This is a genomic window from Staphylococcus sp. HMSC055C03 (assembly GCF_001809385.1).
In the GTDB taxonomy this organism is placed as follows: domain Bacteria; phylum Bacillota; class Bacilli; order Staphylococcales; family Staphylococcaceae; genus Staphylococcus; species Staphylococcus simulans.
In genome coordinates this window covers 213,204-228,606 of sequence record NZ_KV797474.1, presented here as the reverse complement: position 1 = coordinate 228,606, position 15,403 = coordinate 213,204, and the positions used below count along the sequence as shown (strand labels likewise).

The 15,403-nt window shown below is 35.0% G+C and carries 14 protein-coding genes; 6 read left to right on the top strand and 8 right to left on the bottom strand.

The window, feature by feature from the left end; all coding sequences use genetic code 11:
• Positions 1-5: 5 nt before the first annotated feature.
• Positions 6-953: a magnesium/cobalt transporter CorA gene (gene corA, locus HMPREF2603_RS01160; protein ID WP_002479686.1), complete on the bottom strand. Its 948-nt coding sequence runs from the start codon at positions 951-953 to the stop codon at positions 6-8.
• 155 nt (positions 954-1,108) lie between these two features.
• Here corA and HMPREF2603_RS01155 point away from each other — a divergent pair, with 155 nt between their 5' ends.
• The 4 genes from HMPREF2603_RS01155 to HMPREF2603_RS01140 all read left to right on the top strand — a co-directional run bounded on the left by HMPREF2603_RS01155 (position 1,109) and on the right by HMPREF2603_RS01140 (position 5,403).
• The gene (locus tag HMPREF2603_RS01155; RefSeq protein WP_057509944.1) at positions 1,109-1,591 is read left to right on the top strand and encodes a thioesterase family protein; all 483 of its coding nucleotides are present in this window, start codon (positions 1,109-1,111) and stop codon (positions 1,589-1,591) included.
• A complete protein-coding gene (locus HMPREF2603_RS01150; RefSeq protein WP_060803626.1) occupies positions 1,588-2,019 on the top strand; it encodes a hypothetical protein in 432 nt (143 codons plus the stop codon). Before HMPREF2603_RS01155 ends, HMPREF2603_RS01150 begins: the two co-directional genes overlap by 4 nt.
• A gap of 54 nt (positions 2,020-2,073) precedes the next feature.
• Positions 2,074-2,712 (top strand): hypothetical protein, encoded by a 639-nt coding sequence (locus tag HMPREF2603_RS01145; RefSeq protein ID WP_002479689.1) that lies wholly within the window; start codon positions 2,074-2,076, stop codon positions 2,710-2,712.
• A 165-nt stretch (positions 2,713-2,877) separates the two neighbouring features.
• Positions 2,878-5,403, top strand: a complete 2,526-nt coding sequence (locus tag HMPREF2603_RS01140) for an MMPL family transporter (RefSeq protein WP_070462878.1) — start codon at positions 2,878-2,880, stop codon at positions 5,401-5,403.
• Between the two features lie 111 nt (positions 5,404-5,514).
• Here HMPREF2603_RS01140 and HMPREF2603_RS01135 read toward each other — a convergent pair whose 3' ends face one another.
• Both HMPREF2603_RS01135 and HMPREF2603_RS01130 read right to left on the bottom strand, forming a co-directional pair.
• A complete protein-coding gene (locus tag HMPREF2603_RS01135) occupies positions 5,515-7,347 on the bottom strand; it encodes a DHA2 family efflux MFS transporter permease subunit (RefSeq protein WP_057509949.1) in 1,833 nt (610 codons plus the stop codon).
• 12 nt (positions 7,348-7,359) lie between these two features.
• Positions 7,360-8,004 carry an HlyD family secretion protein gene (locus HMPREF2603_RS01130; RefSeq protein ID WP_060803624.1) on the bottom strand — a complete coding sequence of 215 codons (645 nt, stop codon included), beginning with the start codon at positions 8,002-8,004 and terminating at the stop codon, positions 7,360-7,362.
• A gap of 127 nt (positions 8,005-8,131) precedes the next feature.
• Here HMPREF2603_RS01130 and HMPREF2603_RS01125 point away from each other — a divergent pair, with 127 nt between their 5' ends.
• The gene (locus HMPREF2603_RS01125) at positions 8,132-8,686 is read left to right on the top strand and encodes a TetR/AcrR family transcriptional regulator (RefSeq protein ID WP_002479693.1); all 555 of its coding nucleotides are present in this window, start codon (positions 8,132-8,134) and stop codon (positions 8,684-8,686) included.
• A 90-nt stretch (positions 8,687-8,776) separates the two neighbouring features.
• Here the strand turns inward: HMPREF2603_RS01125 and HMPREF2603_RS01120 are convergent, their stop codons facing one another.
• The 3 genes from HMPREF2603_RS01120 to HMPREF2603_RS01110 form a co-directional block, all read right to left on the bottom strand.
• Entirely contained in the window at positions 8,777-9,997 is a 1,221-nt protein-coding gene (locus tag HMPREF2603_RS01120; RefSeq protein ID WP_060803623.1) for a putative multidrug effflux MFS transporter TcaB, read from the bottom strand.
• A gap of 166 nt (positions 9,998-10,163) precedes the next feature.
• Positions 10,164-11,507 carry a TcaA second domain-containing protein gene (locus tag HMPREF2603_RS01115; RefSeq protein ID WP_060803622.1) on the bottom strand — a complete coding sequence of 448 codons (1,344 nt, stop codon included), beginning with the start codon at positions 11,505-11,507 and terminating at the stop codon, positions 10,164-10,166.
• Between the two features lie 316 nt (positions 11,508-11,823).
• Complete coding sequence (locus HMPREF2603_RS01110; protein ID WP_002479696.1) at positions 11,824-12,282, bottom strand: MarR family transcriptional regulator TcaR; 459 nt, start codon at positions 12,280-12,282, stop codon at positions 11,824-11,826.
• A 410-nt stretch (positions 12,283-12,692) separates the two neighbouring features.
• Here HMPREF2603_RS01110 and HMPREF2603_RS01105 point away from each other — a divergent pair, with 410 nt between their 5' ends.
• Entirely contained in the window at positions 12,693-13,439 is a 747-nt protein-coding gene (locus HMPREF2603_RS01105) for a YdcF family protein (RefSeq protein ID WP_234016479.1), read from the top strand.
• Between the two features lie 159 nt (positions 13,440-13,598).
• Here the strand turns inward: HMPREF2603_RS01105 and HMPREF2603_RS01100 are convergent, their stop codons facing one another.
• The gene (locus HMPREF2603_RS01100) at positions 13,599-14,288 is read right to left on the bottom strand and encodes an ABC transporter ATP-binding protein (RefSeq protein ID WP_060803620.1); all 690 of its coding nucleotides are present in this window, start codon (positions 14,286-14,288) and stop codon (positions 13,599-13,601) included.
• Complete coding sequence (locus HMPREF2603_RS01095) at positions 14,288-15,346, bottom strand: ABC transporter permease (protein WP_023015052.1); 1,059 nt, start codon at positions 15,344-15,346, stop codon at positions 14,288-14,290. The genes HMPREF2603_RS01100 and HMPREF2603_RS01095 overlap by 1 nt, the downstream gene beginning before the upstream one ends.
• Between the last annotated feature and the right edge of the window lie 57 nt (positions 15,347-15,403).

Here is a 15,403-nt window from a genome sequence, read left to right as displayed (position 1 = left end):
TCATGCTAAAGCATATTTTTACGTTTGAAGAACCAAAGGCACCATAACGTAATTAGTACCATCAATCCTAGGCATATAAAGTAACCATAATGCCATTTCAATTCTGGCATATATTCAAAGTTCATTCCGTATATCCCCGCAAGCAATGTTAATGGCATGAAAATCATTGAAACAATAGTTAATATCTGCATGACGTGGTTCATTCTATATGTAGTATATGATTCAAAATTGTCTCTGATTTCTTTCGTGATATCCTGTGCTGTTCTCAACATATTTTCTTCTTTGACGATATGATCTTTAATATGTTGAATATACATTCTATGCCTTTCATCTCTCACTAAAGCACTCGAATATTGCAACGTATCAATCAACTCTTTCATCGGCATAATGATTCGGTTCATCTTGATAATATCAGAACGTAAATCAAACAAATCATCCATCATATACTTGTTGGTACGTTCTCCTCCATGTTCATCTTCAAACATAAACACTTTATCTGATATCTTTTCCACGTGATTGAAATATTCATCCACAATATGGTCAAGGATATATAGAACAATATCATCACAATCTAAATCTTTATCGAAATGAGCAGTGACTTGCTTGTGAACTGCTTCAATTTCATCAATCGGCTGATGATGATATGTGATTAAGATATTGTTTTTAATGAAAATATTCAAGACTTCAACTTGATAGTTTTGTTCTGAAAGTCGATGAAACACGATATTTTGATAATCTCCATAATTCTTATACTTCGCCCTTGGATTAGCATGTATAGTATCATCAACTTCTAATGGGTTAAAATCAAAGTTATCTAATAAAAATTTATTTTCTTGTTCAGTCGGTTCATTCAAATCAAACCAAATCACCGTCGCATCTGACGGAATATCACGCTTGTCTTCTACTGTTTTGAAGCCATGTGAATGAGTTTGATAATATATGGACATACTCATGCGTTTCCCTCCCCTATGTCATAAAATTAGTTTATCATTTTTAGTATTAATTATGTTTGAAGTTATCCCTATTGAATTGTATATTATGGAGGGTTATAAAGTATAAAACAATACATGATAAATAAAAAAATAATAATCGGTAAAGGAGTTTTTTAATGAGCAACCTATTTACATTAACAGGTACAGTAGAAAAATCTATGATTGATCATAATCAGCATATGCATGATTCACAATATAACGAAGCGTTCAGCCAAGCAACGAATGAATTCAACTATAATAACGGTCTTTCATTAGACGAACGTAAGCAGTTAAACTACACGATTTTCACAATTGAAGAACACACAACATTCTTATCCCAGCTTAAGTTGGATGATAATTATCAAATTGATATTCATCTTTATAACTATGACTATAAGCGTCTGCATTTCTTTTTAATTATGCGCAACGAACAAGGCAACATTGTCGCAACGAATGAACAAATGATGATGGGTATCGATCGTGATAGTGAAAAATCAGCTCCTTTCCCAGAAACATTTATGCGCAATGTTGAACTTTACTACCACACACAACCTAAGGTTGATTGGCCAAAACAACTGGGGCATCGTATTGAAATACCTCAAAAAGGAGATTCTAAATGAGTTTATCCCTTCAAGAAGAACTTCAAGTAACTTTGTTGGATTTAACGGATGATGTCAAAGTCGAACTTAGCGAGCTCAATCAACGCAAAGACAATGTAACTAAGGGGCCTGACTATAAATTATTTGAACGTGGTATTATGCATGCGATTATTCAAGGTAAACGTCAAATGATAGATACGCTACAAAATCAATTACAAAGAACAGAAACCAATCAAGACATCACGACTTTAATTCAAAATACAAAACAAGGTTTAACAACACAATTATCACAACTTCATAGTGGAATCCCATCAAACAACACGATCAATCAAGCTTATTATGAAGAAGGGCTGACTGTAGCACAACTCTACGAAACACAAGGAAAGTACTATGTGATTCAAGTCATCAGTGATAAAATATATACAATACAGTCAGAAGATAAGTTATAAGAATATATAAATCATTCTGTTCTTCTTTCTTCAAAGGGAGGTATTTGGTCCATTATGGCTCAAAATAATTTACGACGGGCTGATAAAGCTCCTTTAGATCGAGTACCGCTTCAACGCGGCCAGTATTTCGCACCAAAAAAGAAGCGTTCTTACGTCAGTTTAATTATTCAAATCATCGTATTGATTCTGACAATTATCTCGATTTACAGTATGCTGAAAGAACCTATTTTCAATATTTTACTCGTGAATGAACCCATTCGTTTTTCACAAATCTTGAATTTCCAAGAGACACTGCAAAACATCTCGAGTCAAAATGTTGATTTAACACAAATCAGCCAACTGCAAGATAATATCAGCAAATTGAAACTGGCCTTTTACGCCTTTTTCTTCGCAGGTATTCTCAGTTTGATTTTGACGGTTTTAACATTGATTTTTAATCGTACTGCGATAAAAATTGTCAATATGGTCTTAATCGCCATTATGTTTGCGATTCCTTTCGGCCTGGCTTATATCGTTGAAGAAACAGCGAAACGCGTATCTGAAACATTACAACAATACTTTATTAACCTCTCACCTGATAAAATCTTAGTCACAGGTGAAGCAATAAGTAATGCGACCGTATTACTCGCGTGTTGTTTCGGTTTACTCTTTATCAGCTTATTCTTCAGAAACCGTCGTATTCGAATTAAATAGTTAATGACTACGCAACAGCTCACACCGAGTTGTTGCTTTTTTATATTCAATTTTCTCAAACATTTAACTTTACAATAAACTCAATTCTCTTTATCATAGATATAGTTAACACCTCTCAACTAAAAAGTATGAGGAAATTTTATAAAAAAGGAGTCAATATAGAAAATGAAAACAATATTGAAATTCAGATGGCTAATTTCAATTATTGTTGTGATAATGGTGGCTTGTACTTTAATTTTCGCACCTAATTTAACAAAATTAGCTGAAGATAAAGGTGATATAAAGCCTCCTGATAATATGACCTCACAACAATATACAAATAAATTAAAAGCAGTCGGTGCTGATTCCGAAAGTATCAGCGCTGTCGTCAAGTTAGATCGACCTCTAGATAAAACAAGTCGTCAACAGCTTAAGGACTATGTTAAAGACATCAAGAAAGTGAAACATGTTGAAAATGTCATTAATCCTGTCGAAAGTAAGAACATTGAAGACAAATTAGTGGCAGATAATAAAAAAACTGTGCTCATTCCTATAGAAACGACAGATGATAAAACTAAGACTTTAAATGCTGCGGATGATATCAATCATATTCATCAAGACTTTAAGTCTTCTTATTTAACTGGTAATGAAATCATCAATGATGATATCAACAAGAGTGTGAACGAAGGCTTGCAGAAAACTGAAATTATTACAGTCATTTTAATTCTCGGTATTTTATTCTTAGTCTTCCGTTCTGTAGTTACACCTTTTGTACCATTACTTTTAGTTGGTATTTCTTATTTATTCTCACAAGGTATTTTGGCACTGCTTGTCAAATATATCGATTTTCCAATTTCCATCTATATTCAACCGTTCTTAATCGCGTTGCTGTTTGGTATTGGAACGGATTACTGTATTTTATTACTTAACCGTTATAAAGAAGAGTTGAGTAAAAACCAATCCAATTATCAAGCTGTATTTAACACTTTCAAAAATGGCGGACGCACGATTTTAATCTGTGCCATTACAGTATTAGTCGGCTTTGCAGCATTATTCTTTGTAGAGTTTAGTCTCTTCCGTTCAGCGATGGGTATCGCAATCGGTGTGCTATGTCTGATGATTATCTTATTCACCTTGCTGCCTACACTATTAATGGTAACGGGTGAAAAAATATTCTGGCCAAGCAGAAATGCTGGTACACACAAAGATAGTAAATTATGGGGCACGTTGGGTCAATTTACAACGAAACGTTCTTTCTTTGGCCTTGTCATTGTGTTAGTAATTTTGGTACCAATTATTATTTTCGCACCTAATAAAATTTCATTCGACAATACTAATGAAATCAGTGATCAATATGATTCCATCAAAGCCATCAATATCATTAAAGATGACTTCACTATGGGACAAGCATTCCCAGTAAATATTGCAATCGCAGATGATCATAAACTGACAACTTCTAAAGGTGTGAATGATGCTGAAGTCTTGGCACAATCAATTGAAAAAATAAAAGGTGTCGATAGTGTCAGCACGATTACACGCCCTACCGGAGAACCGATTAAATCTCTTTCAGCATCGCATCAACTAGATGTCATTCAAGGCAAGTTAAATGAAGCGAATCAAGGACTCGATCAAGTCAACAATGGTTTAGGTGAGATGCAGTCACAAGTTGAACCTCTAACAGAACAACAACGTGTACAACAAATGCTGCAACAAAGTTCTCAACTTCCACCACAACAAGCTGTTCAACAAGTTACTGGACAGTCTGGTCAATTAGCACAAGGGTTAGAACAATCACAAAATGGTATTTCACAAGTTCAAGACGGACAAACTCAGATTCAACAACGCTTAAAAGAAATGGCCGATGACAAAAACATCGACAAGTCTGGTATGCACATCACAGATGATATGTTGAAAAATACAGATTTAAAAGATTCGGTTAAACAGTATAGCGAAGGCAATGGTAAGGTACTCTTAATGACTGTTGAATTAAAAGGAGATCCTTTCTCTAAATCAGCTATGCAGACTGTAGATACGATACACGAAACTGTCGATCATCAAGTCAAAGGCACATCATTCGAAAACAGTGATATTGAGTTTGGTGGCACATCATCACAAAACAATGACTTAGAAAAAACAGTCAATAGTGATATGAGTAAAGCCATCGCATTGATTACAGTATTCTTATTTATTGTACTGTTAATCTTTGAACGCTCAATTATTATGCCGATTTATATGATCGCATCTATTTTAATCACATATTATGCATCTATCGGTATTTCAAACTTAATCTTTACAAACTTATTTGATATGGGTGGCCTCTCATTAGTTGTTCCATTCTTCAGCTTTGTTGTACTCATGGCTTTAGGTATCGACTACGCAATCTTCTTAGTCAACCGCTTCACCGAAGAAGTCGAACAAGGTCATTCAGTCACTGACGCCATCATCACTTCAATGCGTAAGATGGGTACAGTTATCATGACCGCATGTGTCATTTTAGTCGGTACTGTCGCAGCACTTTATACTTCTGGTGCCTTAACACTTATGGAAATTGCGACTGTGATTATTATCGGACTTATCATTTATAACGTACTCTTATTACCACTCTTCATTCCTTCGGTTGCACAATCATTCAATCAAGGAAACTGGTGGCCATTTAAAGCACCTACGAAGAATTCTCAAACTAACACGTCAAATACAGACCCTACAAATTAAAAAATGAATCATAATTGAAGAAACGCCCCTGCGTAAAGGACGCAGAGGCGTTTTTATTAGAAAAAGCGACAGATACAGCACCTGTCGCTTTCTTAATATCTTCAATATTTTTTAATGATCATGTTCTTGCGCAAATGCATCTGCTTTTTTCTTACTTTGAATAAAGAAACTAAGGAATAATGCGATAGCGCTAAATAATGTCGCAATCCAGAAAGCATCATTGACACCTTCAACTGTCGCAAGTTTATTTAAGAAGGTCATAATCACTTTCATTGCGCCTTCTTGACCGCCATATTGCATGGCCATTTCTTTCATTTGATCTTGAATCGCCGGATTCGTTTTATCTAAATCTTGTGCGAACGTATTCATGTGTTCAGTTGTTTGTGTCGTCATCACTGTAACGAGAATAGCTGTACCGATAGAACCCGCTAATTGACGCAATGTGTTCACTAAGGCATTACCATGTGAAATTAAACGTGCTGGCAATGCATTCATACCTGCTGTCATAATCGGCATCATAATAAATGCCATACCAAATGAACGTAAAATATAAATCCCCATAATATGCGAATACGGTGTATCCATTGTTAAATGCGTTAACTCCCATGTTCCGTATGTCATAACCGCGATACCAAATATCGCAAGTGGTTTAATACCTATCATGTCATACAATTTACCAGCAATCGGACCTAATAGTCCCATAACTAAAGCACCTGGTAATAGTAATAAACCTGAATCAATCGCGGTAAAACCACGTAAATCTTGTAAATAAATCGGTAATAATAACATACCGCCATATAAACTCATCATGACAATAACGTTAATAAGTGTTGTTAATGCATAAGTCGGAAACTTCAAGACTTCAAAGTTCAACATCGGCATCTTCATACGTAACTCTCTTAAGATGAATAAGATAATAAAGATAACTCCGATAGTAAATGAAACGATAATTTCATTTGAACCCCAACCTGCATTACCTGCTTCACTAAAGCCATACAGTAATGCGCCGAAACCTAATGTACTGAAAATAATACCTGGTACATCTGCTTTAGGTTGAGACGTATGTTGATAAATTTTGAAACCGAAATAACCGACAACAATCGCCACAATACCGATAAAGAACATACCGTAAAACATAAGATTCCAGTGATAGTTTTGAACGATATAACCTGATAATGTCGGGCCGATGGCTGGTGCTAAAATCATCGCAACGCCCATCACACCCATAGCCATACCACGTTTAGCCGGTGGGAAAATCGTCATAATCACATTAGAACCTAGTGGCATTAATATCCCTGCGCCCGCTGCTTGAAGCACACGGCCAGTCATCATAACCGGGAAGTTCATCGCAATCCCGCACACTAATGAGCCGAGTGTGAAAATAACAAGTGAGAACAAGTATAATTTACGGTAAGAAAAACGGTCGAATAAAAAGGCACTGACCGGAATTAAAATACCGTTTACCAACATAAAACCAGTCATCAACCATTGACCTGTTGACGCGGTAATATTGAAATCACTGTTGATTTTAGGCAATGCCACATTTAATAATGTTTGGTTTAAAATTGCAATAAACATCCCAAACAACATCGCCGCAAGAACTTTATTACGTGTTGCACCTTTACCAAAACGATACATGACCGAATCGCCTTGTGCAGGTTGTTTTGTCTCTTCTGTTTCTGAGTTTTGTGTTGTTTCTTGTTCATATGTGGACTCAGTTTCTGTTTCATCTGAGTGAGTCTGTTTTAAGTCTGTCTCCTCTGTTGATTCATCTGATGTTTCTAAATCGCTCGCTTTAAATCTTGAAGGATCAGTATTTTGTTTGATGTGAGAGGGGTTAGGTTGACGTACTGATTGAGAAGTTTTACGTTTTCTTAAGAAAACATTGATCAGCAATACAATCAGTAATGCAACGACAATATATATAATTAAAGCAAGTGTCATAGATTGACCTCCTTACTTATGAATACTTACTTCAGCATTCATACCTGGAACCACTGATTTTGCCGGTGCATTTTCAAGTGAAATCTTCACAGGTACGACTTGTGATACTTTAGTATAGTTGCCGTCGCTATTAGATGAAGGCATTAAAGAGAAACTTGAAGCTGTCGCTTTACCGACTTGTTCTACTTTACCTTTCATTTTAGAATCTTGACCGTCAATTTTAACATCTACTTTTCTACCCTTTTCAACATCGCCAATGTCTGTCTCATCTACATTTGCGGTAATATATAATTCATCTAAATTATAAGCATATGCCATTGGAGAACCTGCTTGAACCATGCCGCCTTCTTGCGCATCTGTTTTCACAATAGTTCCGGCTTGAGGCATTTTAATATCCATTTTTTGTGGAGAACCGTCTTCTCCTTTACCTGCTACTTCTGCGATTTGTTCATCTTTTTTATAGTATTTGTTTTCTTTGCCATCAAATGATTCTACTTTACCTGAAACAGGGCTCGCAATTTTAATTTGTTGGCCATCTACTTTCGCGTTATCTGTTTTTATATAACTTGTTGCTTGGTTATAATAGTAAAATCCGCCGATGCCGATTAACACAAGCACTCCGATTGTCACAATATTAATAATGATTAACTTCTTCATACATACTTTCCTCCTATTTGCTTTTCAAAGTCACTTTTAATAGTATAAAGACATGTAACTTAAAAAAACACCAACACTTTTAAAAAATGTGTCGGGCGATTCTAAAGTGTAACGAAGAGGTGCAGAGATGAAAAAGCGTGCTCGAATCAAAATATTTATAAATACAATTGGTCTGATGGAAAACTATGCGCCAGAAGAAATCACAATTAAAATGATTTGCGCATATAGTGGTATTAACCGTTCTACTTTTTATGACTACTTCCAAGATAAATACGATTTATTTGAACAGATTCAAAACTATCACATGTCGCGTTATCAAAAGTTAATGCACATTGTATATCAAGATTTTGAAACCATTAAAAAGGATAATCAAAAGCTCCTTCAGTTTTTCCGTATTATCTTCAGATACATTAATCGATTTCAACGATTTTTTCGTGCCATCTTTGTCACACATCCACAAAAAGATGTGATTATTAAATTCGTTACTTTTACACATGAATCTTACGAACGATTGTTGAATGATTATACACGTATTTCAGATAAGATTTACTTTGCACATTACTTAATCGGAGGCCAATTAGGTGTAATTCATACTTGGTTAAGACGTGATTGTACAGAAGCACCTGAAGCAATGGCACAAACGATGTTAGTCAATACTATTAAAATGAGACAACAAGCTTAAAATACTCAATAATAAGCAAAGAGGAAGCGTCTGACGAAGACACTTCCTCTTTTTATATGAATAAATAAAACACTGCTTTATATATTTTCACTACTCATTCTCTGATAGAGGCTGCGCAAAGACTCTGGCAGTAATCAAATGAAGTATTATTAATACAATTGATGCGATAAAAATGATAATTAAATAAGGGATATAACTGCTTTCACCCATTAAACCGACTAACGGTGTACTGATGCCTCCGATTAATGTTTGAACTAAACCGAGTAAACTAGAAGCACTGCCCCCGCCTCCTGTACGTTCATCCATCGCCACTGAAAATCCAAGTGTTGCGATACCTGTTACTGGGCTGACTAACACAAAGAAAGCTATGAATAAAAAGAAAATGGGCAAGTGGAAAATCAGCACAATTGAAATCAAGACAACTCCGACGAGTTGAACCCAAGTATAACCACGCATTATTGCTAAAGGTGAAAAGTAATCAACTAATTTACCAGATAATTGTGATGAAATAATCAAGCCGATACCATTCACTGCGAACATAATACTGAACGCTTGTGGTGAAAGTGTATAAATACGTTGTGTAATAAAAGGAGAGGCTGAGATATAACTGAATAAAATCACAAAAGTCATACCTTGAAGCAACATTGGTAAAACAAATCTCGGGCGCTTCAACAAACGTTTGAATTGAATTAAAATTGATTTGATATCAGCTGGCTCTCTCGCTTGCTTACTTAATGATTCTGGCACACGTATAGAGGTACTGAATACCATAAAAATCCCGAAAATCGTTAAGATAATAAAGACCATATGCCATGTTGAAAATAATAGGATAATGCCGCCCAGTGCTGGCGCAATCACAGGTGCGACACCATTCACCAACATTAAAACAGCTAGGAATTTTGTTAAAGCTTTTCCATGATACATATCACTGGCAATCGCTCGTGAAATCACCGCAGCTGCCCCTGCACATAAACCTTGAATCAATCTTAAACTGATCATCATCGTGATATTCACTGAAAAAACAATACCTATACTTGCGATAGTATAGATGACCATCACTATAATTAAAGGTTGCTTTCTTCCATAAGCATCTGATAAAGGTCCCATAATCAAATTACCAAACGCTAATCCAACCATAAATAAAGTCAGTGTTAATTGTGCCGCAGATGCAGTTGTATTAAAATCCGATCTGATTTGCGGCAGCCCTGGTAAAAACATATCGATGGATAACGCACCGATGGCTGTCAGCGCCCCTAAGATAATAATCAAAAATATAGGCGGTCGCTCTTGATATGTATGTCCCTGACTCACAAACAATCCCCTTCTTTCTCTCTGTACAATTCAATTAATATCCTCATGTTATACCGATAGTCAAAATATTACAATGAAAATAAAACTCGTATTTCAAATAAACAAAACTACAAGTGACGTATATTAAATAAACTCCTCTCTATCCAATGGATAAAAAGGAGTTTATTTATGATTGAGAGCTGATAATTTTCAAGTCGTCAGTACTTGGTATCTGACCCGATTTATGATTATCATCTAAAAGTTTATAGGTTGATTTAACCCATACACCTTGGTTATTTAAAGTTAAGACTTCAGCGTAAACGTGCGCCCCTTCAGTCGTTACATCAACGACTTGGGGCGATTGGTAAAAAGACGCTGCACCTTGACCTGTTTGAATCAAATGTTGTGTCTGTTTATAATTATCTGTTCCTGATTTTAAAAATGGAGACACACTTGCGAAGTTATTATCCGTCGACGCTTCATTTAAAGCTGACGTATATTTATCAAAGAACCGAGACAATTTATTTTTTAAACTGTTTTCCTCTTTTTCTTTCTCTTCAACATACTTCTCAATTTTTTCTTTTTCGAAGTGTAACGTCACAGGGGTATTCTCTTTTAATTCATTCGGATAAATTTTTATGCTGTCAGATTCGAATGTTCTGCCTTTGACTTTACCTTCTGCTGATACTTCAACTTCATCAGTTACAGGGTAAGGTCCATATAAACGTGTGTGATCGTAATTGTAAGACTTACCATTAATTTTCACTTTCGTATGCTTACCTTCTAATTTATTGGCACCTTCTAACTTGATGTTTAAATTCGCCTCAGGGAATTTTTCATGAACATCGACTGTTTCGCTGTTACTATTTTTAAATGAGAAAGTCAAATAACCACTGAATTTACCATTAGCTGTTTCTTTTGTTGCTGGAATTTTATAATCACCTGGAATAAAGTTACCTAACATAGTGGCTTCATTAGCTTCTGCAATAACTTTACGTTTTCGATCATCCGCTCTGAAAATATACGTTGTTTTCGTTTTAGGTTTAATAATCGGTTTCTTAGTAATCGTAGTGAAACTGATGTTATCAAAGAAAATAAAACGGCGGCCATTTTTAGTAATGCGCAGTATTTTATTGCCATCAGGTGTTTTAATAAAGCTGGCATCTTTGTCGTTACGGTCTATGTTACGTATCGTCTCTTGCAGTTCTTTATCAAACTTATTCTGGCCAATTTCACTTTTTATATATTTAATGTACGTTTCCGCTTCATACGTACTTACTTTATTCTCACGTGTACTTAAAATCGTCGCAATACGTTGTGTATCATTATTCTTCACTGCATTCGCTAAGATTTTTGCTTGTGCTTCTGGTGTATTGAAATTTCTCAACAAGAAAAACAGAATAATCAATAAGATAACGATAAAAATACCGATACCCCACGGCACCATTTTACGTAGATTCTGATTTGTGCGCATACGTTGTTCACGCGTTTTGCGGCTTTCATTAGAATCCGGCTTTTCGGATTGCCCCATTGACAGTTCACCTCGTTTCAATACTTTCAAATTTTACTCACATTTCCCAGGAAATGTTGAAAATAACTCGATTTTCTATGTAAAGAATGTTTGTTTTTCTTAAATTTTATGTAACCCGCACAAATTTTACAGGTATTGCACAAAAAAGTAAAACTAAAACCGACATTTCTTCTGTAAAACTGTTGGATAGTTCTATTATAATAGACTACACAATAAAATTATATCAGTATTTAGCCTTATGTCCTTTTTTAACAGTAATTATGACAAAAATCGGTACACTTTGATAAGGTACCGATTTTTATCAATGCTATTTGATTTATCGAATTTTAGAAATATATTCTTTAATACGTTGATCGATAATTCTTAAGTTTTTAGCTGTTTCTTCTATTTGTGATTGTGATATATCTTGAAGCAAGTATGTAGAAACATCATTTACAATCACTTTAGTACGTTCTATATATTCGCGACCATTGTCAGTAAGTCTCACATACTTCAAACGTTGGTCTACGTTTTCATTTTGTTTTACAAGTTCAACTAATTCAAGATTAATTAACTTTTTAATTCGACGACTGATGGCAGCTTTATTGACACCTTGTTTTTCAGTAATTTCTGAAAGTGTCAAAGATTTATTATTGTCTAGTAAAAATAAAGCTTGAGATTGTTCAATCGAAATATGATATTCCTTACGTAAACCTTCTAGCAAACTTGCCATGAGGGTATTAATATCTTCGATAAACATTGCCATAAACTGCGTGTGTTGCTCAATGTTTTCCATGATTTTCTCCTTCATAACTATAAAAATTTCTTATTGCATCTCAGTATGAGAACCTTTTTATTCTACATATTAAACAATCCGTATATCTAATCATATCATATCTAAAGTAACATAAGGCGAAATAGGGTAAGATTAGAAGAAGGAAATTTATTATACAGAGGTTAATTATGCTATTACTTTCACTCATATTAAGCCTATTGATTTTATGTAGTTATATCTATTTATACTTTAATCACTATCGCTTTTTAAATATACAATCCTTTTTCATTACTCTGGTCTTAGGATTCATCATATTATTTATTCATTTAATCACGCGTACATTGCCTTATGATTTAGCCAGCGTATCAATAATAGGTGCCTTACTTTTATTATTCAAGCATCGGGCTATTTTAGTTTGGAAAAGTGCACGTATGTTCTTCACAAGAATTTTGGGTCTGACTTTAGCTGTTACTTTCTTAGCATTGGCTTTAAATTTATTAAGTCATATTCCAGTACCCGTGCTGAATGCACTTTTCTTATGGATCGGTTGGATTACTATCAGTACACTCTTTGCCCTAGTCCACTATTTAAGTTGGTCTTCAGCATTTAGTATGGTTGTACTGCCAGAACCGATTGATGTAATCATTGTACTAGGCGCAGGTTTATATCGCAATCAAGTGACACAAATGCTGGCTTGGCGCTTAGATCGCGCAGTTGCTTTATATCAAAATCATCATGGCAATCCTTACATTGTAGTCAGCGGCGGGACTGGTGAAGGAGATAAAGTGTCAGAGGCTGAAGCCATGCAAGCGTATTTAATTGAACAACACATTCCAGAAGATCGTATTATTTTAGAAGATCAATCACATAGCACTTTTGAAAACCTGAATAATACAAAAGCACTTATCAGCAATCAAGTTTTTGAACACATCGCTATTGTCACGAGTCAATTTCACATATTACGCGGCTTGCGTTTTGCACAAGTTCTTAAGATGAACGCAGTCGGTGCTGGCAGTCGCACACCTTATCCATTTTTTGATACAGCATTAATCAGAGACTTTTTTGCTTTGATGTATTGTTATAAACTGTTATTAACCATTTATTTCGGTGCTTTGTTCATTGGCAGTATGTTCATTAAGCACCCTATATTACTTGAATTCTTTTTATCTATGTTCTAACTCATATAATGTTATGTATATAAATAAAAAAGTTGAGGTCTCACCTATTTTAGGTTTGACCTCAACTTTTTTTACATTATTTTCCCTTAATAATGTTTCCCCAATTAACGCGATTAATCATTGGCTACTATTATGAGCGTTAATTATATTTGACTGTGTTTATACTTCTTCACTGTCATCTTTTTTATTAATAATTTTACCATCGAACAAGTCAATGACACGATCTGCATATTCAAAGAGTCTTGTGTCATGTGTGATAAGAATTCCGACCATATCTTCATTTGTGATACGTTCTCTGATCATTTCAGTTACTTCTGTTGCACGGTGGGCATCTAAGCTTGCTGTTGGTTCGTCAGCTAAGATGATTTTTGGATTATTCATGAATGCACGCATAATCGCAACACGTTGTTTTTCACCGCCAGATAACATGAACGGATAAGCATCTAAACGATGTTTCAAACCGATTTGGTCTAATAATTGTTCTGCACGTGCTTTCGCATCTTTTTTAGACATGCCCGCTTCTTGTCCTACTAATGTCAATTGGTCTCGAACTGACAAGTAAGGCACTAAATGCGAAGCTTGGAAGATAAAGCCGATTTCAGTTAAACGCATATCTGAGTTTGTTTTTTCTTTTGAGAACAATGGCGCACCATTGTAGATAATTTTACCTGTATCTGGATCTTGTAGACCACCTAAAATTGTTAATAACGTTGATTTACCTGAACCTGAAGCACCGCTCAAGATAACGAATTCTCCAGTTTTAACTTCAAAGTTAACACCTTTTAAAACATCTGTTTTAGCTTGGCCAGTACCAAATGATTTTGTAATATCTTTAACTTCTAAACCCATTATCCTTCACCTCCGATTGCTTCGATTGGATTTACTTTAACGAGTTTAATGAATGATAATGCCGCACCGATAATTGCAACGACTACGAAGACGCCTACTACAAGTAACATGTTGCCTGCAGTTAAGTGGAACGGCATACTTACTGGCATTATCATACCTAGGCCACTAATAATCAGTAATGAAACAACCACACTAATCATTGTAACAAGTAAGATTTGGAATACTAATGATGATAACAAGTGTCTTGTTTTAATACCGATAGCTTTTAAAATACCGATTTCAGAGATTTTTTGAATTGTCATAACGTAGAAGAATGCACTTAAGACAATTGCTGAAATCACGTATAAGCTGACAATCATCATTGTTAATGGTGCTTGCTCTGCGTTGTAACTTGGAATATTGTCAGTTAAGTCTTTTTCAGTTACTACTTTTGCACCGTTAATGTCATTAATTTTTTTCTCATCTGCTTTAGATACATCTTTTAATGGATAGAATGTTGCTGCTTTTGGCACTAATTTTTCAAACGTATCGCCTGTTGTCATCACTGCAGATGTGTGTGAATACATTGTGTCTTCTAATAGACCTACAACTTTATAATCTTTGTCACCATTCTTGAATGTTACAGTGTCACCTTTTTTCACACCATCAGCTGTTAATTTTTTATTAATAACAACTTCATTATCAGCTTTTGGATAATGACCTTCTGATAAAGCTGGTTTGAAGTCTTTACCAGGATTAATCAACATGATGTCTAGGTCATTTGAATTCTCGCTTTTCATTGATTGCATTCCGATTTGGAATGGCTCTGCGTTGACTACATTCTCGATGTCTTTTTTCTCGTCTGGTTTAAGCGCTGATTTCTCAATCACCGGCTCTTTCATATCTTGTACGACGTATTTTTCAGCATTCATATTATCTAACATAGAAATGTTTTCGCGTCCAAGCCCTTGTGCGAGTCCGCTAATGAATAATACCATGCTAGCCAGTAACAAGATAATCAGCATTATTAAAATATATTTGAACTTATAGAATACGATCTCTTTCCATGCTAACTTCATATTATTGACTCCTTTTTCTTTTATGATACTTATATTGTAAGCAGACTTTATGAACTC